We start from the raw sequence: 18,280 nt of genomic DNA, 5'->3' as shown, positions 1-18,280 counted from the left end.
TCAGATCACGCGCTACCGGAATCCGACGTCTGCGGCCCGGCGGCCGCGATGTCGTCGAGCCGGTACTTCGTGGCCGCCTCGAGCACCTTCGCCTGCTCGACCTCGCCGCGCTTGGCGAGGATCGACAGCGCCCCGACGGTGATCGACTCGGCGTCGACCAGGAACTTCCGCCGCGCCGCCGGCCGGGTGTCGGAGAAGCCGAACCCGTCGGTGCCCAGCGTCAGCATGTCGGTCGGGACGTACGGGCGGATCAGGTCCGGCACCGCGCGCATCCAGTCCGACACCGCCACGACCGGCCCGTTCGCGCCCTGCAGCTTCTCGGTCACGAACGGCACCCGCGGCTCGCTGCCCGGGTAGAGCAGGTTGTCGTGGTCGATCTCGACGGCCTCGCGCCGCAGCTCGGTCCACGACGTCGCCGACCACACCGCGGCCCGCACGCCCCACTCCTCGGCCAGCAGCTTCTGCGCCTTGAGCGCGTCCGGCATCGTGACGCCCGAGACCAGGATCTGCACCTCCGGACCGTCGCCCGAGGGCGCGTCCGCGTACTTGTACAGACCCTTCAGCAGGCCGTCGACGTCGAGGTTCTCCGGCTCGGCGGGCTGCTGGTACGGCTCGTTGTAGATCGTCATGTAGTAGAAGACGTTCTCGCCGTTGCCGTCCGGGCCCGTGTCGCCGTACATCCGGCGCAGGCCGTCCTTGACGATGTGCGCGATCTCGAACGACCACGCCGGGTCATAGGCCACCGCGGCCGGGTTGGTCGCCGCCAGCAGCAGCGAATGCCCGTCGGCGTGCTGCAGGCCCTCACCGGTCAGCGTGGTGCGCCCGGCGGTGGCGCCGAGGACGAACCCGCGGGCCATCTGGTCGGCGGCCGCGTACAGGCCGTCGCCGGTGCGCTGGAACCCGAACATCGAGTAGAAGATGTAGATCGGGATCATCGGCTCGCCGTGCGTCGCGTACGACGTGCCGACGGCCGTGAACGACGCGGTCGAGCCCGCCTCGTTGATGCCCTCGTGCAGCAGCTGGCCCTTCTCGGACTCCTTGTAGGCCAGCATCAGGCTCGCGTCGACCGACGTGTACGTCTGGCCGTGCGGGTTGTAGATCTTGGCCGTCGGGAACATCGAGTCGAGGCCGAAGGTGCGGGCCTCGTCCGGGATGATCGGGACGACGCGCTTGCCGATCTCGGAGTCCTTCGCGAGCTCCCGGACCAGCCGGACGAACGCCATCGTCGTGGCGACCTCCTGCTTGCCCGAGCCCTTCCGGATGCCCTCGTAGACCTTGTCGCCGGGCAGCACCAGGGCCTTGGACGCCTTCGGGCGCCGCTCCGGCAGGAAGCCGCCCAGCGCCTTGCGGCGGCCGACCATGTACTCGATCTCGGGGGAGTTCGCGCCCGGGTGGTAGTACGGCGGCAGCTTCGGGTCGCGCTCGAGCTCCTCGTCGCTGATCGGGATCCGCTGCGAGTCGCGGAACAGCTTGAGGTCGTCGAGGGTGAGCTTCTTCATCTGGTGCGTGGCGTTGCGGCCCTCGAACGCCGGGCCCAGGCCGTAGCCCTTGATCGTGTGGGCCAGGATCACCGTCGGCTGGCCGTGGTGCTCCAGCGCCGACTTGTACGCCGCGTACACCTTGCGGTAGTCGTGGCCGCCGCGCTTGAGGTTCCAGATGTCGGCGTCGGAGAGGTCCTTGACCAGGTCCTTCGTCCGCGGGTCGCGGCCGAAGAAGTGCTCGCGGACGAAGGCGCCGTCGTTGGCCTTGTACGTCTGGTAGTCGCCGTCCGGCGTCACGTTCATCAGGTTGACCAGGGCGCCGTCGCGGTCGGCGTGCAGCAGCGAGTCCCACTCGCGGCCCCAGATGACCTTGATGACGTTCCAGCCGGCGCCGCGGAAGTACGACTCCAGCTCCTGGATGATCTTGCCGTTGCCGCGCACCGGGCCGTCGAGCCGCTGCAGGTTGCAGTTGATCACGAAGGTCAGGTTGTCGAGGCCCTCACCGGCCGCGACGTGCACCAGGCCGCGGGACTCGGCCTCGTCCATCTCGCCGTCGCCGAGGAACGCCCAGACGTGCTGGTCGTCGGTGTCCTTGATGCCGCGGTCGCGCAGGTAGCGGTTGAACCGCGCCTGGTAGATGGCGTTCATCGGGCCGAGGCCCATCGACACCGTCGGGTTCTCCCAGAACTCCGGCATCAGCCGCGGGTGCGGGTACGACGGCAGGCCGCCGCCCTCGCCGGCGTGGCTGTACTCCTGGCGGAAGCCGTCGAGCTGCGACTCGCTCAGCCGGCCCTCGAGGAACGCGCGGGCGTAGACGCCGGGGGAGGCGTGGCCCTGGATGTAGATCTGGTCGCCGCCGCCGGAGTGGTCCTTGCCGCGGAAGAAGTGGTTGAAGCCCACTTCGTAGAGCGCGGCCGAGGACGCGTAGGTCGAGATGTGACCGCCGACGCCGACACCCGGGCGCTGTGCCCGGTGCACCATGATCGCCGCGTTCCACCGGATGTAGGCGCGGTAGCGACGCTCGATCTCCTCGTCGCCGGGGAACCACGGTTCGTTCTCGGTGGGGATCGTGTTGACGTAGTCCGTCGAGGTCAGGGCGGGCACGCCGACGTTGCGTTCACGGGCGCGCTCCAGGATGCGCAGCATCAGGTAGCGCGCCCGCTGCTGACCTCCCCTGGCCAGCGCCTCGTCGAAGGAGTCCAGCCACTCGGCGGTCTCCTCCGGGTCGATGTCGGGCAGGTGCGCCGCCAATCCGTCACGGATGACGCGTACGCGTGCCGGGGTCTCCTTGCCGGAGGCGCCGTCGTTCTGCGGGGCCAAGGGGTCTCCTTGCGAAAAGTTGTAGCCGGTGGTGCTCGTACCTGGGGGTGTACGACTCTCCATCGTCGTCTTCCGTCCCGGCTTCCGCACCGCTACTTGGCGGTAACATCGGCCGACCCGGTCGAGCCACTCCCGGCGCGCGGTGTATCGCGCGCGCGTTTTCTTCTCCCCCACCCTAGGGGACGCCCCCCGATGGGGTGGCAGACCGGTCGCCCGAGGCACCCGAAACGCCGTCGCGGCGGGGGTGTCGCGGGCCGTATCCTGCGACACGAGTTGTCAAAGATCCGGTGTGGACGGTTGCGCGCGGAGCCCTACCAGTGTTCGCTATCGGCAACCGGGTCGCCGAGTGTGGCGCAGCCGTACCCTCGCCAAGGGGGTCGGACGCCACGCTCCGTCGTAGTTGGAGGAGTGAAAGCAGTGGTCGCCGCGGGAGACGCTGATCAGAGCAGCGTCGCCGAGAGGCTCGGCATCAAGCCCGAGATGGTGGTCCAGGAGATCGGCTGGGACGAGGACGTCGACGACGACGTCCGCGCGGCGATCGAGGAGCAGATCGGCGGGGAAATCCTCGACGAGGACGCCGACGAGGTCATCGACGTGGTGCTGCTGTGGTGGCGCCAGGACGACGGCGACCTGGGCGACGCGCTCATCGACGCCAGGGGCCCCCTGGAAGAGACCGGCGTGATCTGGGTGCTCACCCCGAAGACGGGACAGCCCGGGCACGTCGAGCCGAGCGAGATCGCCGAAGCCGTGCCAGTCGTCGGGCTGGCCCAGACCGCCAACATGAGCGTCGGCCCGAACTGGATCGGCACCCGGCTGGTGTCCCCCAAGTCGAAGTCCAAGCAGCGCTGAACCGGCCCCGCCCGGCAGACACGATAGGGTTGTCGTCGCAGGCACGTGTCCGTACGGGAGAGGAAACGCGGTATGACCGTCGAGGTCGGTTCTGAGGCCCCTGACTTCACGCTCAACGACTACAACAAGCAGCCGGTGCAGCTGTCCTCCTTCCGGGGTGACAAGCCGGTGCTGGTGGTCTTCTACCCGTTCGCGTTCAGCGGCATCTGCACCGGCGAGCTCTGCCAGCTCCGCGACGAGTTCGCCGACTACGACAACAAGGGCGTCCAGGTCCTGGGCGTCTCGGTCGACACGCCGTTCTCGCTCAAGGCGTGGGCCGAGAAGGAGGGCTACCAGTTCCCGCTGCTGTCGGACTTCTGGCCGCACGGCGAGGTGGCTCGCGCGTACGGCGTGTTCAACGAGCAGGCGGGCCTGGCCGTGCGCGGCACCTTCCTGATCGACACCGCCGGCGTGGTCCGGTTCGCCGAGGTCAACGCCCCGGGCGAGGCCCGCGACCAGCAGGCCTGGAAGAAGGCCGTGGCCGAACTGGCCTGAGTTTCCCCGGCGGCGGCCCCTCGCGGGGCCGCCGCCGTCGGGCGCATAGCTCAGCGGAAGAGCACTCGGCTTACACCCGAGCGGTCGCAGGTTCGAACCCTGCTGCGCCCACCGATCGAAGACGCGGCACCGGAGGCGGCTCGTGGAGGCACCCCCGCTCACGGCGGCCGAGATCGAAGCCGCCGAGCGGCAGTTCGGTGTCGTGTTCCCCGGTGACTACCGGGACTTCCTGCGCACCGTCAGTGCCGGTGGCGATGTCAAGACGCCCCGGCTGGTCCGCGGCCCGGATGGCTGGAGCTGGGCCGGCGACGACCGGACCGACCTCGCGCGGCTGGCCGAGCCGTTCCGCGACCGCGACGCGATCCGCCTCGCGTGGGCGGACCTGGACGCGCGAGAGCCGTCCCGGGACGAGGCGCCTACGGCGTGGCAGGCCTGGGATGGCGAGTGCGAAGCCGTGCACGCCCTGGAAACCGTCGGCGCCCTGTTCCTGGCCACGGACGGCATCAGCCGGACGTGGCTGGCCGTCAGCGGCCCGTACGCCGGAACCCTGTGGTTCGACATGCGGGCCACCGCGGACCGGATCGTCCCGATCACCTCGGCGGACGGCCGGGCCATGACGTTCGCCGAGTGGTACCGGGGCGACGACCGCGCGCTGCACGACCGGCTCTACCGCTGCTGACCGTCACACCCCGACCGGCTCGCGGACCGGCGCCGGGCGCATCGAGCGGACCAGCAGGGCCAGGCCCGCGAACAGCACCGCCGCAATGACCCCCGTCACGTTCAACGCGCTCGTGAACGCTTCCCGGGCCTGCGAAGCCAGCTCCGGGCGCGTCACGTCCACCGCCAGCGTCGTGCCGGCCGGGAACACCGCGTGGTAGACCGCCGTCGCCGTCAGGCCGATCAGGGCCAGGCCCAGTGAGCCGCCCAGGTAGTTGCCCGTGTCCGCCATCGAGGCCGCCGAGCCCGCGCGCTCCGGCGGGACCGCGCCCACCACCAGGCCGATGCCCAGCGCGAACAGCGGGCCCGTGCCCAGCGTCAGCACCGTGATCCCCGACATCACCAGCGGCAGACCGTCGGTGACGGCCAGCAGGACCCCACCCAGAGACGAGACCACCAGGCCGCCCGCGATGGCCGTTGCCGGGGGCATCCAGCGGGTCAGCGAAGGCGCCGTCATCGTGCCCGCCGCGACACCCAGGCCCATCGGCGCGAACAGCAGCGCCGACACCAGCGGCGAGTAGCCCAGGACGCTCTGCAGGTACTGCGTCACCAGCAGCCCGACGCCCGCCATCGCGACCCCGGCGAACACCAGCGCGACCAGCACCGCCGTGAACGGCCGGTTCCGGAACAGCCGCAGATCCAGCAGCGACGACGTCCGCAGCTGCCGCCGTGCGAACACGACGCCCAGCGCCGTCCCCGCGACCAGCGCCGCGAGCGGCACCGCGAGCTCGCCGGCCGCCAGCTGCTTCAGGCCGAACACGATCAGCAGCACGGCCGCCAGCGAGAGGCCGACGCCGGCGAAGTCGAGCCGGCCGGACGCGGGCGCGCGGAACTCCGGCAGCAGGAACGGGCCGGCGACCAGCAGCACGCCCATCGCCGGCACGGCGACCAGGAACACCGAGCCCCACGCGAAGTGTTGCAGCAGGAACCCGGCGAGCACCGGACCGGCCGAGCCGCCCGCGAACTGGCACGTCGCCCAGATCGAGATCGCCTTCCCGCGCTGCTTCTCGTCGCGGAACACGTTCGTGATCAGGGCGAGCGTCGACGGCATCAGCGTCGCCCCGGCGACCCCGAGCGCCCCGCGGACGACGATGAGCATCACCGGGCTGGTGGCGAAGGCGGCGAAGACGGACAGGACCGCGAAGGCGCCGCCACCGGCGAGCAGCAGCCGGCGCCGGCCGATCCGGTCGCCGAGGGTGCCCATGGTGATCACGAACCCGGCGACGACGAAGCCGTAGCTGTCGGTGATCCACAGCTGCTCGGTGGCGGTGGCCCCGAGATCGGCGCTGAGCTGCGGCAACGCGAGGAACAGCGAGGTCATGTCCATCGCGACGAGCAGGGTGGGCAGCACGAGCACGATCAGCCCCAGCCACTCCCGCCGTCCGGCCGGCTTGTCCATTTCGACTCCTTCTCGGTGGTGCGTACACCGAGGGGTCGGAGCGGCGGGGGCGGACCGGACACGGGCCGGGAAAGTTTCTTGAGGCGATCTTGAGGAACGGCGGAGGGACGCCGGAGGTCCGGGCCGCAACCTGGTTCCAGCGCGCCACACCGGGTGGTGCCTCCCAGGACAAGGACCCCCATGGCCGACCACGCCCGCCGCCGCTCCGCCCGCCGTCCCGTCGCCCTCGCCGTCATCGGCGGGTCCGTGCTCGTCGCGATGGGCGCCGGCGTCTGGGCGACGCTCTCGGCGACCGCCGCGAACGTGACGCCCGAGACGATCAGCAGCGGCACCCTCAAGCTCACCCTGGCCGCCAACGGCGCCGGGTTCGACCAGTCGATCGCCAACCTCGCCCCCGGTGACACCGTCAACCGCTACGTCGACCTGACCAGCGGTGGCAGCCTCGACGCCCAGGCGCTGACCATGCAGGTCGCCGCCACCGGCTCGAGCGCGCTCGTCACCGACGGCGCTTCGACCAAGGCCCTGCGGGTCACTGTCAAGCAGTGCCCGGGCACCTGGAACACCGCGACCGGCGCGTGCGGCGGCACGGCGTCGACGCTGCTCCCGGCGACCGCGCTGAGCGGCCTGGGCAGCGCGCAGTCGCTGATCGCCGGCGCGGTCACCGCGGGGTCCGTCGCGCACCTGCAGGTCTCGGTGCAGCTGCCGGACCAGACCGAGACCACGGTCAACGGCACCCTGCCCACCGCGACGATCCAGGGCCTGACCGCGAACCTGACCTACACCTTCGCCGAGACGCAGCGCTCGGCCACGACCACCGGCTCCTGAGGTGGGGCGCCGGTCCTGGGCCGCCGGGCTGACGGCGGCCGCCGCACTGGCCGCCGTCCCCGCCACGGCGGACGCGGCCGGCCTCGCCACCGCTTCGGCGGCGGCTCGCGCGACCACCGTGACGTGGTCGGCCGTGCTGGCCGACAGCACGGGCGCGGTCCAGACCGGCAAGGCGCTCACGGTCTCGTGGGGGCTGCTCGACACCGCGCCGCGCTACGCGTCGGTGCGCAACAACGGCACCGTCGCGCTGACGGGCGAGACCTACCAGGTGAGCGCCACCCTGGCGACGGTCCGGCTGGACGCCTGCGTCGGCGGCGCCTGGTCCGGTGGCACCTGCCCGGGCAGCGTCGTCACGCTCACCGACTCGACGGCCGGCTCGGCCGCCGTCACCCGCGCGCTCGCGGTCGGTGAGCAGCTGAGCCTGCGGCTCACCCCGAACGGCCTGCTCGGCCTGGCCACCGCGTCCGTCTCCGTCTCCGTTTCCCGCGCGCAGATCCGCGCCGCCACCACCTCGAACGCTTAGGAGCCACCGTGACCACCACCGCCGCCACCCGGGCGCCGCGCCGTCTTCCGGGAGTGTTGCTCGGCGCGGTCGCGGTGCTCGCCGTCGCGGGCGCGGTCGCCGTGTTCGTGCTCCGGATCGGCTTCGCGCCGGTGCTGTCGCCGAGCATGGAACCGGGCTTCGCGCCCGGCGACCTGCTCATCACCCGTCAGGTGGACACCCGATCGGTGGACGTCGGCGACGTCGTCGTGCTGCCCCGGCCGGACGCGCCGGGGGAGCGGTACGCCCACCGCGTCGTCGAAATCGATCGGTCGGCGGCGGAGCCGCTGGTGCGGACGAAGGGCGACAACAACGCGGCCGCCGACCCGCAGCGCCTGCGGATCACGTCGGCCGCGGTGCCCGTGGTCGTCGGGCACGTGCCGTGGATCGGGCGAGTGGCGCTGCTCGGCCAGTACGGCGGGGTGCGCGTCGCGGTGATCGTGTTCGCCGGGGTGTGCCTGCTCGTCGCGGCGAAGCGGGCGCTGTGGTGAAGCTGCTGTCCCGCCGCCGGGCCGTCACAATCGCGATCATGGCGAAGGTTCTGGTGGTGGAGGACACCGACAGCATCCGGGAGGTCGTCGAGCTCGCGCTGGACGACGCCTGCTTCGACGTGCGCACCGCGGCCGACGGCGACGGCGCGCTGGCCGAGCTGCGGGCGTGGGACCCGGACGTGGTCGTGCTCGACCTGAACATCCCCGGCCCGGACGGCCTCGAGGTGTGCCGCCGGCTGCGCGGGTTTTCCCAGGCGTACGTCGTCATGCTGACCGCGAAGTCCGACGAGGTCGACAAGCTGGTCGGGCTGGCCAGCGGCGCCGACGACTACCTGACGAAGCCGTTCTCGCCGCGCGAGCTGGTGGCGCGGATCCAGGCGATGCTGCGGCGGCCGCGCGCGCTCGGTGTTCCGGATTCCGGACGGGTGATCGGGCCGGTCCGCGTCGACGTCGAGGCCCGGGACGTCACGGTTTCGGGGGAGCACGTCGAGCTGACCCGGATCGAGTTCGAGCTGCTGTCCGCGCTGACGGAGAACGTCCGCGCGGTCAGCGGCCGCGACGCGCTGCGCCGCCGGGCGTGGGGCGAGAGCTGGCTGGCCGACGACCACGCGGTGGACGTGCACGTGTCCAACCTGCGCCGCAAGCTGGCGGCGGCGGGCGCGCCGGGCTTCATCGCGACGGTGCGCGGGGTCGGGTACCGGGTGGATCGAGGCGTCCGGTGACGCGCACGGTCCTGGTGGTCGACGACGACCCGGACGTGCGGGAGATCCTGAGCCTGGCGCTTTCGGCCTGCCCGGGCTGGCTGGTGGAGACGGTGGCCGGCGGGGCGGCGGCGGTGCGCCGCTGCGACGCCGGGGGAGTGGACGCGGTGGTGCTGGACTTGGAGATGCCGGGGTTCGACGGGCGCCGGACGTTACGAGAGCTGCGGGCGGCGCACGCGGGGTTGCCGGTGGTGTTCTTGACCGCGGCGGTGGACACGTCCGGGTTGGCGGAGCTGGGGGCGTTGGGGGTGCTGGCCAAGCCGTTCGACCCGCTGGGGATCGGGGCGCGGCTGGCCGGATTGCTGCGCTGGGACGGCTGAGCCTGGTGGGGGACCCCCGGTTTCAACGTTACCGGTGGGCACCGACAGTTCCGGCGGCGCGAGCTTGAGTTGTCCCCAGGCCCGCCGCGCCCGGCCGAGTTGTCCCCAGGCCGCCCGGGGGCCCCCGGTTTCAACGCTACCCACGGCCACCGACAGTTTCGGCGGGGCGAGCCCGAGTTGTCCCCAGGCCCGCCACAAACGGCTGAGTTGTCCCCAGGCCGGCTACCACCAGGCGCGTTCGGTGTCCGGGCCCGCCGTCGGCAGCCGGACCGTGAACGCGCTCCCGCCGCCCTTCGCGGCGGCCGCCCGGACCGTTCCGCCGTGTGCCTGCACGATTCCGCGGGTGATCGCCAAGCCGAGGCCGGCGCCGCCCGTCGGCACGCCCGTCTGGGCGAACGGCTCGAAGATCCGCTCCAGGTCCGCCGCCGGCACGCCTGGGCCCCGGTCGAGGACCGACACCTCGGCCCACGCGTGGTCGTCGCGGGCGGCGATCGTGATCGCCGTGCCCTCCGGGGCCACCGCTGCCGCGTTGGCGAGCAGGTTCGTGAACACCTGGACCAGCCGGTCGGCGTCGCCGCGGACCGGGCTCGCCGCGCCCGTTCGCGAGATGGCCACGCCCATCCGCTCCGCCGCGCCCTCGACGCTGTCCACCGCGCTCTCCAGCACCTCGGCCATGTCCACATCGGACACTTTGAGGCGCAGCCCACCACCCTGGAGGCGGGTCAGGTCGAGGACGTCGTTGGACAGCCGGATCAGCCGGTCGGTGTTCTTCGCCGCGATCGCCACCAGCCGCCCGGCGCGCTCGCCGAGCTCGCCGAACCGGCCCGAGCCCACCAGCTCCAGCGAACCGTGGATCGACGTCAGTGGCGTCCGCAGCTCGTGGCTGACCAAAGAAACGAGCTCCTCGCGCACTTCGCGGGCGCGGTTCGCCTCCTGCCGCGCCTGGACGACCGCGACCTCCAGCTCCACCCAGTGCGCGAGGTCCCGTAGCCGGTCGCGCTCGGCCGCGGTGAGGTGCCGCGGCTCGCGGCCGATCACGCACAGCGTCCCGAGGCTGTGCCCGGACGGCGCGCTGATCGGCTGCCCGGCGTAGAACCGGATGTGCGGCGGCCCGGTCACCATCGGGTTGTCCGAGAACCGCGGATCCAGCCGGGCGTCCGGGATCTCCATCAGGTCGTCGCGTTCGATGGCGCGGGCGCAGAACGACGCGCTGCGCGGGCTTTCCCGCTCGTCCAGCCCGACGCACGACTTGAACCACTGCCGGTCGAGCTCCACGAGCGAGACGAGTGCGATCGGCACGCCGAAGGTGTGCTGCGCGAGCCGGGTGATCCGGTCGAACCGCTCCTCGCTGGGGGTGTCGAGCAGGTCGAGCGCGCGCAGGGCGGCGACCCGCGCCAGCTCCGCGTCCCCGTCCACGACCCCAGTATCGGAGCGGGGCCGGGCGGCTGCTGGGCGCGTGACTCGATCAGGTGACGGCGCGCCCGCCGCGGGAACAGCGGGCGCGCCGTGGGTTCACCCGCAGTGCCAGCGCACCACGTCCCGCCGGTACTCCGGTGACTGTGTCGTCACCGTGCCGACGACGTCTCCGTTGCCGGCGACGTCGCGCACCCAGCCTTCCTGGCCCGTGCCGCCCGGTACAAGGGTCTGCGCCGGGCCACCGCCGGCCGGCAGGAACAGCGTCGACCCGTCGTCGGCGGAGCCCGCGATGTCCCCAGCCGGGTTCATCGCCCAGACGTGCCGGACCCCCGGCAGCGCCCGGTCGACGGAACCGTCGAGGTGCCAGAGGAAAGCGCCGGCGTCACCGGCGTACCCCGCGACCCGGCCGCCCGCGATCGCCGTGGGCACCACATCGCCGGCCGGCACCGGCGAAGCGAGCTGGACGGCCGGACCGCCCCGCGGCCACAAGTAGCCCTCGAAGCCACCGCTCGGCGCCCCGCCGAGGATCCCCGCCGCGACCGTGCCGTCCTCGTCGAGACCGCCGGGGCTCTGGAAGAAGTCCCGTGGTGCGGGGAGGACCTCCACGGTTCCGGGTGCGTCCGCCGGCCGCAGCACCGTGCGGTACAACCCGTTGTTCGCGGTTTCGCCGACCGCGCCCATGATGTCGCCGCGGGTGTTGATCGCCATCGCGGTGGTGTTCGCGAACCCCGGCGGCTCGGGCAGCCGCTCGAACCGGCCGCCGGTGTACCGGATCGCGTGGTGCAGGTCCGGCACGCCGAAGACGTGCGGGTCGGCGTACGACCCGACCGCGACGCCGGCCGCGTTCACGTCCGAGAGCTCGGTGTTCTGCCCGAAGGCGGTGCCGAGCACCGTCGCGCGATTCGCCCGCCACACCACGCCCACGAGCGGATCACCGGCTTTCGCCGGCCGCAGCGTCCCGGCGACCGCGCCGGCGCCGTCCCCGCCGCCCAGGTCTTCCAGCGAGTAGCCGCCGGGCACCGGCAGAACGGCGGACGTCCACTGACACCCTGCCGTCGACACCGCCGAAGCGGGCGCCGCGACGAGCACCGTTCCCATCAGCGTCGCCGCCGCGGCCGCGATGTACTTCCCCCGTGCACGCAAAATGTCCTCCCAGGACATCGATCCAGCCCCCGACCGAACACCCGGAATTCTACGGACGACCACCGACAAAAAGGCGGCTTCCGTTGCCGCGCAAAGCAAAACTCGGCTAGCGTCGGCGGCGTGAAGATCATCGTGCTTGGCGCGACCGGCCTCGTCGGGCGAGCCGTGACCGAAGCCCTCGAACCACGCCACGACGTCCTGCGCGTCTCGCGGACGACAGCGGCCAAAGCCGACCTCGATGACCCGGCTTCGCTCGACGCGCTGTTCGCCGAGGCCGCCGACGCCGTCGTGTGCTGCGCCGCCAATGTCCCCCTGAAGCCCCTGGCCGAACTGACCGACACCCAGGTGCTCGACGACCTGCGCGGCAAGCTGCTCGGCCAGGTCGCCCTGGCGCGGCGGGCGGCGGGCCGGCTGACCGACGGTGGCTCGATCACCCTCACCGGAGGCACCTTCGACGAGCCGATCCCCGGCAGCGGCCTCGGCGCGCTCGTCAACTCCGGCCTCGAAGGGTTCGTCCGGTCGGCCGCCGCCGAGTTGCCGCGTGGGCTGCGGATCAACGTCGTCAGCCCCGGGTGGATCAGCGAAACCCTCGCGGCGATGGGCCGGGACGGCGGGACGCCGGTGGCGGTCGTCGCCGAGGCCTACCGGGCCCTCGTCGAAGGCGATGCGACCGGGACCACCGTCAGACCGCGGTAGCGTGCCACTCGTGCTCGGCGAACGCTTCGTCCAGTGGCGCGGCCGTCAGGCGGTTCGCGAACGTCGACAGCGTGTACGTGCCGATGCCCAGCACCACCTCCAGCGCGTTCCGGGGCGTGTACCCGGCATCGGTGAACGCCGCCAGCTCCGGCGGTGGGACGTCGCCGGTCGTGTCCAGCACGGTCAGCACGAAGCGCCGCAACGCCTCCAGGCGCGGTGCAGGCAGCGCCGACTGCGCCCGCAGCGCCGCCACCAGCTCCGGCGCCGCGGACATGCGCTGCAGGGCAGCCGTGTGCATCGCCACGCACAGGTGACACCCGTTGCGGGCCGCCACCGTCATGACCAGCACTTCGCGGTCCAGCGCCGGCAACGTCGTGGCCTCGAAGATCGCGTTGAGCTTCAGGAAACCGTTCAGCAGCTCCGGCGACGTCGCCAGGCGCGCGACGGCGGCCGGGACGCGGCCGAACTTCTTCGCGGTGGCCGCCATCGCCGGGCGGGCGGCCGGGGGTGCAGACTCCGGGGTGTGATCGGGGAACAAGACGTCTCCAGACGTAGGATCGACAATGTGGTTGTCGATACCGTAAACCTGGTTGTCGAAATGGGCAAGGCCTCATGACGGACGCGCCCGGCTACGAGCTGCCCTTCCTGCTCTTCGGAGGGTTCCGCACGCTCATCGACCGCCTCCACGCCGAGCTCGCGCGCCGCGGCCACCCGGACGTCCGGCCTTCGTACGGCTTCGCGATGCAGGCGATCGGCGTCCAGGGCGCGACCGCGTCGGAGATCGGGCGCCGCCTCGGCGTGTCCAAGCAGGCCGCCGGCAAGACGGTCGAGCGGCTCGAGGCGCTCGGGTACGCCGAACGCGCCGACGACCCCGACGACGCGCGCCGCAAGGTCGTCCGGCTCACCGCGCACGGCATCGACGCGCTCACGAAGTCCGCGGAGATCTTCGACGACCTCCGGCAGGACTGGGCCCGCACGGTCGGCGCCGAGCGGATCGGCGCGCTCGAAGCCGACCTGCGCAAGGTCGTCGGCCCGGCGGCCTACCGGCTCGACGCCGCGGGCTGGTTCAGCAGCTAGTACCCGCAGCCCGGGTCGGGCGCGTCCTCCGACAGCGGGCTGCCCGCCGGGAGCACGTACAGGACCTCGAGCACCAGCGGTGTCGACCCGAGGTTGCGGCCGATGTGCACCTGGTCGGGCTTTTCGGTGAACGCGCGCCCGGTGGTGAAGACGCCGTCGAGGCTGCAGTCGGCGAGGTTGTGCGTCAGCGTCCCGGCCTTGACGTAGGCGTAGAGCGTGCCGTCGTGGAAGTGCCAGCCGGTGTAGCCGCCCGGCTGGACGGTGATCTCCCGCAGCGTGTAGTCGGTGTGGCCGATCGTCTTCTGGGCCAGGATCGTGCCGGTGACGCCGCTGCCGGGTGTCGCGGAAGCGGTCGAGGGCAGCAGGACCGCGGCCAGCAGGCTCGCGGCGAAGATCGTGCAGGTCTTGCGCATCGGGCGGTTCTCCTCACGATGAGCGCAGGGTGCGCCGCATCATCTTGCCCGATTCGGTGCGGGGCAGGCGATCGGTGAAGTCGAACCGCTTCGGGGTCTTGAAGCCGGCCAGCTCCGCCCGGCAGTGCTCGTCGAGCCGCGCGGCCAGGTCCCCGGAGACGCCCGGCACCGGCTCGACGACGGCGACGACCCGCTGACCCCACTCGTCGTCCGGCTCGCCGATCACCGCCACGTCGGCGACGTCCGGATGTGAGAGCAGCCGTGCCTCGATCTCGGCCGGGTAGATGTTGACCCCGCCCGACAGGATCAGGTCGGTCCGGCGGTCGAGCAGGAACACGCGGCCTTCGGCGTCGCGGTACCCGAAGTCGCCGACGGTGATGAACTCGCCGGACCGCGCGGCCGCGGTCTTCTCCGGGTCGCCGAGGTAGTCGATCGCCGTGTGCGCCGAACTGAAGTAGATCGTGCCCGGCTCGCCGGGCGCGACCTCGGCGCCGTCGTCGTCGACGACCTTCAGGCGCACCCCGGTCAGCGGCCGGCCGACGGTGCCCGGCGCGGCCAGCCAGTCCGCCGCGGTGACGCCGCAGATCAGGCCTTCCGACGCGCCGTAGTACTCGTGCACCACCGGGCCGAGCCAGCCGATCATCCGCGCCTTGACCTCGCGCGGGCAGGGCGCCGCGCCGTGGATGACGCTGGTCAGGCTCGACGTGTCGTACCGCGCGCGGACGTCCTCGGGCAGCCGCAGCATCCGGTGGAACATCGTCGGCACGAGGTGGGTGTCCGTGACGCGGTGCTCTTCGATGAGCCGCAGGGTTTCTTCGGCGTCGAAGCGGTCCATCAGCACCGCGCTGTGCCCGAGGTGCATCGCGTTGGCGGCGAACGAACCGGGCGCCGCGTGGTAAAGCGGGCAGGCCACCAGGTGCACGCCCGGCCCGGGCTCGACGCCGAACAGCGCCAGCAGGTCGCGGTGGATCGGGTGCAGCGACGGCGGGTTCCCGCTCAACGCGCGCCGCACGCCCTTGGGGCGCCCGGTGGTGCCCGACGTGTAGAGCATCGTCTGGCCCGCGGTCCGCGGCTGCGGGGCGGTCGACGGCTCGTCCTCGCCCCACGACGCGTAGTCGCCCCAGCCCTCGGCCGGGCCGACGGCGAACTTCGGCACGTCGAGGTCGCAGGTTCGCGCGATGTCCGCGTCGGCGACGACCACCCGCGCGCCGCTGTTCTCGACCACGTAAGCGATTTCGGCGGGGGAGGACCGGTAGTTGACCGGGGTGAAGTACATCCCGGCCTGCAGCGTGGCGAACAGCAGCTCGAAGTAGGGAAGTCCGTTGTGGACGATCGCGACGACGCCGTCGCCCGCGCCGAGACCCAGGCGGCGCAGCGCGTGCGTCAGCCGGTTCGCGCGCGCGGCCAGCTCGCCGAAGGTCGCGGCCGTGCCGTCCGGCGCGAGCACCGCGAGCCGGTCCGGGTGCTCTGCTGCGACGTCGAAGAAGGTGCTCACGCGAAGCACGCTACCGGGTACGGTGCGACGCATGGACGCGGACGTTTTCGGGCAGGTGCTCGGTGCGGTGCGGGAGTTCGTGCGCAAGGAGGTCGTGCCGCGCGAGGCGGAGATCGACGAGCGCGACGAGATCCCGGCGGAGATCCGGGAGAAGGCCGCCGAGCTGGGCCTGTTCGGCTGGGCGCTGCCGGAGGAGTACGGCGGCCTCGGCCTCGGCATGGCCGAAGACGTCCGGCTCGCCATCGAGCTCGGCCACACGACGCCCGCGTTCCGGTCGCTGTTCGGCACCAACAACGGCATCGCCGGCCAGGCGATCGTCGGCTACGGGACGCCGGACCAGCGCACCCGCTGGCTGCCCCGGCTCGCCGCGGGCCAGGCGATCGCGTCGTTCGCGCTCACCGAGGCCGAAGCCGGCTCCGACCCGGGCGGGCTGACCAGCCGAGCGGTCCGCGACGGCGACCGCTACCGGCTCTCCGGCACCAAGCGGTTCATCACGAACGCGCCGCTGGCCGAAGTCTTCGTCGTGTTCGCGCGCACGGACCTCGAAAGCACCGGTAGCCGGGGCATCTCCGCGTTCCTGGTGTGCGCGGGCGCGGACGGCGTCACGGTCGGGCCGCACGACGCCAAGATGGGCCAGGCCGGCGCGTGGACGTCGGAGGTGGTGTTCGACGACGTCGAGGTCTCCGCCGACGCCCTGATCGGCGAGGAGGGCAAGGGCTTCGGCATCGCGATGGCTTCGCTCGCCCGCGGCCGCCTGCACATCGCGGCGCTGTGCGTCGGCATGGCGGAACGCGCGCTGGCCGAAGCCGTCGAGTACGCGCGGACGGCTCGTCAGGGCGGCCGGGTGATCGGCGAGTACCAGCTCGTCCAGGCGCTGCTGGCCGAGTCGCACGCCGAGCTCGCCGCCGGGCGCGCGATGGTGCACGAGGCCGCCGCGCAGTACGACTCGGGCGAGGACCGCAAGCTGGGGCCGTCTTCGGCGAAGCTGTTCTGCACCGAGATGCTCGGCCGGGTCGCCGACCGCGCGGTCCAGGTGCACGGCGGCATGGGCTACGTCCGCGGCGTCACGGTCGAGCGGATCTACCGCGACGCGCGGCTGTTCCGGATCTACGAGGGCACCAGCGAGATCCAGAAGCTCGTGATCGCGCGGCAGCTGCTCAAGGACTGACCTTGCGCTGGAGTCCACTCCAGGACCTAGCGTCGGGACATGACCACTGCACAGCACAAGATCGGCTCCGGGTTCGGGGCCGGGAGCACCGCGGCCGAGGTCGTGGCGGGGCTCGACCTGACCGGCAAGACCGCGATCGTCACCGGCGGCTACTCCGGCCTGGGCCTGGAGACCACCCGCGCGCTGACGGCGGCGGGTGCGCACGTCGTCGTCCCGGCCCGCCGGCGCGCGACGGCCGAAGAAGCGTTGCGGGGCTTCGAAAGCGTCGAGGTGGACGAGCTCGACCTCGCCGACCTCGACAGCGTCGCCGCGTTCGCTTCGCGGTTCCTCGCCTCGGGGCGCGGCATCGACACCTTCATCGGCAGCGCCGGGATCATGGCATCGCCGGAGACACGGGTCGGGCCGGGCTGGGAAGCGCAGTTCGCGACCAACCACCTCGGGCACTTCGCCCTGGTGAACCGGCTCTGGCCGGCGTTCGACGCGGGCGCGCGTGTCGTCTCGGTGTCCTCGCGCGGTCACCACTTCGGCCCGGTGCGCTTCGACGACCTCGAGTTCCGGGCCGGCTACGACAAGTGGCTCGCCTACGGCCAGGCGAAGACCGCGAACGTCCTCTTCGCCGTGCACCTCGACCGGCTGGCGCGCGACCGCGGCGTTCGCGCGTTCGCCCTGCACCCGGGCCGGATCATGACGGACCTCGTGCGCTACCTCGACCGCGAGGAGCTGCGGGCCGCGGGCATGCTGGACGCGTCCGGTCAGGTGACGGGCGAGGTCAAGACCCCGGAACAGGGCGCGGCGACCCAGGTCTGGGCGGCGACCTCCCCGCAGCTCGACGGGCTCGGCGGCGGCTACCTCGAGGACTGCGACATCGCCGAGCCCGCGCCGGCCGATGGCGGCCGCGTCGGAGTCAAGGACTACGCGATCGACCCCGCACTGGCCGAGCGCCTCTGGACGGTGTCGGCGGAACTCACCGGTGTCAACGCCTTCGCTTAGGCCCGCAGGGATTCCAGGTGCCGCCGCAGGACGTCTTCGGCGAGCCGCGGCGGCAGGCGGGCCGGCTGGGTCACGCCGCCGAGCATGAGCCCGTCGAGCAGGGCGGCCAGCCGTTCCGCCTCCAGTGCGAGGTCGAGTCCGGGGCGCAGGGAGCCGAGCGCGGCCGCCTCGGTGAGGCACCGGAGCGCGACCGTGCGCGGGCCTTCGTGCCCCCGGTCCGCCTCGGCGGCCAGCTCCGGCCGGGTGCGCGCGGCCACCGTGAACGCGAGCCACACTTCCGCCTCGGCTGACCGGGTTTCGTCGTGGGGGAGCAGCTCCGCGAGCAGCCGGACGGTCGCTTCGAGCCGGTCCGGCGTCCCCTCGAAGATCTCCTCGGCGCGCCGGGCGATCCGGGCGGTGACGCGGTCGGCCAGCGTCCGCAGGGCGAAGACGATCATCTCGTCGTGTGCCGCGAAGTAGTGCCGCACCGATCCGATCACCAGCCCGGCTTCGGCGGCGACCGCGCGCAGGGACGCCTGGGCGACACCGTCGCGGCGGATCACCCGGAACACGGCGTCGGCGATTTCGAGGCGGCGGGTGTCGGCGTCGACCAGCTTCGGCACGTTGCCTTTATAGCACAGTCGTGCTATCAATCTTTTTAGCAT

20 protein-coding genes and 1 tRNA gene are annotated in these 18,280 nt (G+C 72.3%); 13 read left to right on the top strand and 8 right to left on the bottom strand.

Going from position 1 to position 18,280, the window contains the following annotated elements; all coding sequences use genetic code 11:
* Positions 1-5: 5 nt before the first annotated feature.
* Positions 6-2,801, bottom strand: coding sequence for a pyruvate dehydrogenase (acetyl-transferring), homodimeric type (gene aceE / locus M8542_RS16770; protein ID WP_257921100.1), 2,796 nt, complete (start codon positions 2,799-2,801; stop codon positions 6-8).
* A gap of 417 nt (positions 2,802-3,218) precedes the next feature.
* Between aceE and M8542_RS16765 the strand changes: the two genes are divergently transcribed.
* From M8542_RS16765 to M8542_RS16750, 4 genes are all read left to right on the top strand, one after another.
* Positions 3,219-3,650: a DUF3052 domain-containing protein gene (locus M8542_RS16765; protein ID WP_257921099.1), complete on the top strand. Its 432-nt coding sequence runs from the start codon at positions 3,219-3,221 to the stop codon at positions 3,648-3,650.
* 72 nt (positions 3,651-3,722) lie between these two features.
* Positions 3,723-4,184: a peroxiredoxin gene (locus tag M8542_RS16760; protein WP_257921098.1), complete on the top strand. Its 462-nt coding sequence runs from the start codon at positions 3,723-3,725 to the stop codon at positions 4,182-4,184.
* A 39-nt stretch (positions 4,185-4,223) separates the two neighbouring features.
* A tRNA-Val gene (locus M8542_RS16755) sits at positions 4,224-4,295 on the top strand.
* Positions 4,296-4,326: 31 nt separating this feature from the next.
* The gene (locus M8542_RS16750) at positions 4,327-4,863 is read left to right on the top strand and encodes an SMI1/KNR4 family protein (RefSeq protein ID WP_257921097.1); all 537 of its coding nucleotides are present in this window, start codon (positions 4,327-4,329) and stop codon (positions 4,861-4,863) included.
* Positions 4,864-4,866: 3 nt separating this feature from the next.
* On the opposite strand, the gene M8542_RS16745 is transcribed toward M8542_RS16750, so the two are convergent.
* Positions 4,867-6,300 carry an MFS transporter gene (locus M8542_RS16745; RefSeq protein ID WP_257921096.1) on the bottom strand — a complete coding sequence of 478 codons (1,434 nt, stop codon included), beginning with the start codon at positions 6,298-6,300 and terminating at the stop codon, positions 4,867-4,869.
* Positions 6,301-6,480: 180 nt separating this feature from the next.
* Here M8542_RS16745 and M8542_RS16740 point away from each other — a divergent pair, with 180 nt between their 5' ends.
* The 5 genes from M8542_RS16740 to M8542_RS16720 are packed head-to-tail and all read left to right on the top strand — an operon-like array spanning position 6,481 to position 9,238.
* Positions 6,481-7,125, top strand: a complete 645-nt coding sequence (locus tag M8542_RS16740; RefSeq protein ID WP_257921095.1) for a TasA family protein — start codon at positions 6,481-6,483, stop codon at positions 7,123-7,125.
* Position 7,126: 1 nt separating this feature from the next.
* The gene (locus M8542_RS16735) at positions 7,127-7,648 is read left to right on the top strand and encodes a hypothetical protein (RefSeq protein ID WP_257921094.1); all 522 of its coding nucleotides are present in this window, start codon (positions 7,127-7,129) and stop codon (positions 7,646-7,648) included.
* 8 nt (positions 7,649-7,656) lie between these two features.
* Positions 7,657-8,157: a signal peptidase I gene (locus tag M8542_RS16730; protein ID WP_257921093.1), complete on the top strand. Its 501-nt coding sequence runs from the start codon at positions 7,657-7,659 to the stop codon at positions 8,155-8,157.
* 38 nt (positions 8,158-8,195) lie between these two features.
* On the top strand, positions 8,196-8,879 hold the full coding sequence (locus M8542_RS16725) for a response regulator transcription factor (protein WP_257921092.1): 684 nt from the start codon (positions 8,196-8,198) through the stop codon (positions 8,877-8,879).
* The gene (locus M8542_RS16720; protein ID WP_257921091.1) at positions 8,876-9,238 is read left to right on the top strand and encodes a response regulator; all 363 of its coding nucleotides are present in this window, start codon (positions 8,876-8,878) and stop codon (positions 9,236-9,238) included. Before M8542_RS16725 ends, M8542_RS16720 begins: the two co-directional genes overlap by 4 nt.
* Before the next feature lie 222 nt (positions 9,239-9,460).
* Here M8542_RS16720 and M8542_RS16715 read toward each other — a convergent pair whose 3' ends face one another.
* Together M8542_RS16715 and M8542_RS16710 are read right to left on the bottom strand one after the other, a co-directional pair.
* The gene (locus tag M8542_RS16715) at positions 9,461-10,654 is read right to left on the bottom strand and encodes a GAF domain-containing sensor histidine kinase (protein ID WP_257921090.1); all 1,194 of its coding nucleotides are present in this window, start codon (positions 10,652-10,654) and stop codon (positions 9,461-9,463) included.
* A gap of 96 nt (positions 10,655-10,750) precedes the next feature.
* Positions 10,751-11,797, bottom strand: a complete 1,047-nt coding sequence (locus M8542_RS16710; RefSeq protein WP_257921089.1) for a hypothetical protein — start codon at positions 11,795-11,797, stop codon at positions 10,751-10,753.
* A 120-nt stretch (positions 11,798-11,917) separates the two neighbouring features.
* On the opposite strand from M8542_RS16710, the gene M8542_RS16705 reads away from it, so the two are divergent.
* Positions 11,918-12,493 (top strand): short chain dehydrogenase, encoded by a 576-nt coding sequence (locus tag M8542_RS16705; RefSeq protein WP_257921088.1) that lies wholly within the window; start codon positions 11,918-11,920, stop codon positions 12,491-12,493.
* On the opposite strand, the gene M8542_RS16700 is transcribed toward M8542_RS16705, so the two are convergent.
* Complete coding sequence (locus M8542_RS16700) at positions 12,480-12,980, bottom strand: carboxymuconolactone decarboxylase family protein (protein WP_257921468.1); 501 nt, start codon at positions 12,978-12,980, stop codon at positions 12,480-12,482. The genes M8542_RS16705 and M8542_RS16700 overlap by 14 nt on opposite strands.
* Before the next feature lie 125 nt (positions 12,981-13,105).
* Here M8542_RS16700 and M8542_RS16695 point away from each other — a divergent pair, with 125 nt between their 5' ends.
* Positions 13,106-13,570, top strand: a complete 465-nt coding sequence (locus M8542_RS16695; RefSeq protein WP_257921087.1) for a MarR family winged helix-turn-helix transcriptional regulator — start codon at positions 13,106-13,108, stop codon at positions 13,568-13,570.
* On the opposite strand, the gene M8542_RS16690 is transcribed toward M8542_RS16695, so the two are convergent.
* Positions 13,567-13,983, bottom strand: a complete 417-nt coding sequence (locus M8542_RS16690; RefSeq protein ID WP_257921086.1) for a cupin domain-containing protein — start codon at positions 13,981-13,983, stop codon at positions 13,567-13,569. The genes M8542_RS16695 and M8542_RS16690 overlap by 4 nt on opposite strands.
* Positions 13,984-13,996: 13 nt before the next feature.
* Positions 13,997-15,478, bottom strand: coding sequence for an AMP-binding protein (locus M8542_RS16685; protein ID WP_257921085.1), 1,482 nt, complete (start codon positions 15,476-15,478; stop codon positions 13,997-13,999).
* 31 nt (positions 15,479-15,509) lie between these two features.
* Here M8542_RS16685 and M8542_RS16680 point away from each other — a divergent pair, with 31 nt between their 5' ends.
* Positions 15,510-16,646: an acyl-CoA dehydrogenase family protein gene (locus tag M8542_RS16680; RefSeq protein ID WP_257921084.1), complete on the top strand. Its 1,137-nt coding sequence runs from the start codon at positions 15,510-15,512 to the stop codon at positions 16,644-16,646.
* Positions 16,647-16,685: 39 nt separating this feature from the next.
* Complete coding sequence (locus M8542_RS16675) at positions 16,686-17,636, top strand: SDR family NAD(P)-dependent oxidoreductase (RefSeq protein ID WP_257921083.1); 951 nt, start codon at positions 16,686-16,688, stop codon at positions 17,634-17,636.
* Here the strand turns inward: M8542_RS16675 and M8542_RS16670 are convergent.
* Positions 17,633-18,238: a TetR/AcrR family transcriptional regulator gene (locus M8542_RS16670; protein WP_257921082.1), complete on the bottom strand. Its 606-nt coding sequence runs from the start codon at positions 18,236-18,238 to the stop codon at positions 17,633-17,635. The genes M8542_RS16675 and M8542_RS16670 overlap by 4 nt on opposite strands.
* Positions 18,239-18,280: the final 42 nt, after the last annotated feature.

The organism is Amycolatopsis iheyensis, from assembly GCF_024703995.1.
GTDB lineage: Bacteria > Actinomycetota > Actinomycetes > Mycobacteriales > Pseudonocardiaceae > Amycolatopsis > Amycolatopsis iheyensis.
Note: the sequence above shows the minus strand (reverse complement) of the source record. Positions and strands in the feature narration are given on the sequence as shown.

What these genes read in the sequence shown, in the direction of transcription:
- M8542_RS16760 (WP_257921098.1), top strand. Translation starts at nt 3,723, where the DNA reads ATGACCGTCGAGGTCGGTTCTGAGGCCCCTGACTTCACGCTCAACGAC.
- M8542_RS16745 (WP_257921096.1), bottom strand. Translation starts at nt 6,300, where the DNA reads ATGGACAAGCCGGCCGGACGGCGGGAGTGGCTGGGGCTGATCGTGCTC.
- M8542_RS16740 (WP_257921095.1), top strand. Translation starts at nt 6,481, where the DNA reads ATGGCCGACCACGCCCGCCGCCGCTCCGCCCGCCGTCCCGTCGCCCTC.
- M8542_RS16725 (WP_257921092.1), top strand. Translation starts at nt 8,196, where the DNA reads ATGGCGAAGGTTCTGGTGGTGGAGGACACCGACAGCATCCGGGAGGTC.
- M8542_RS16700 (WP_257921468.1), bottom strand. Translation starts at nt 12,980, where the DNA reads ATGGCGGCCACCGCGAAGAAGTTCGGCCGCGTCCCGGCCGCCGTCGCG.
- M8542_RS16695 (WP_257921087.1), top strand. Translation starts at nt 13,106, where the DNA reads ATGACGGACGCGCCCGGCTACGAGCTGCCCTTCCTGCTCTTCGGAGGG.
- M8542_RS16690 (WP_257921086.1), bottom strand. Translation starts at nt 13,983, where the DNA reads ATGCGCAAGACCTGCACGATCTTCGCCGCGAGCCTGCTGGCCGCGGTC.
- M8542_RS16680 (WP_257921084.1), top strand. Translation starts at nt 15,510, where the DNA reads ATGGACGCGGACGTTTTCGGGCAGGTGCTCGGTGCGGTGCGGGAGTTC.
- M8542_RS16675 (WP_257921083.1), top strand. Translation starts at nt 16,686, where the DNA reads ATGACCACTGCACAGCACAAGATCGGCTCCGGGTTCGGGGCCGGGAGC.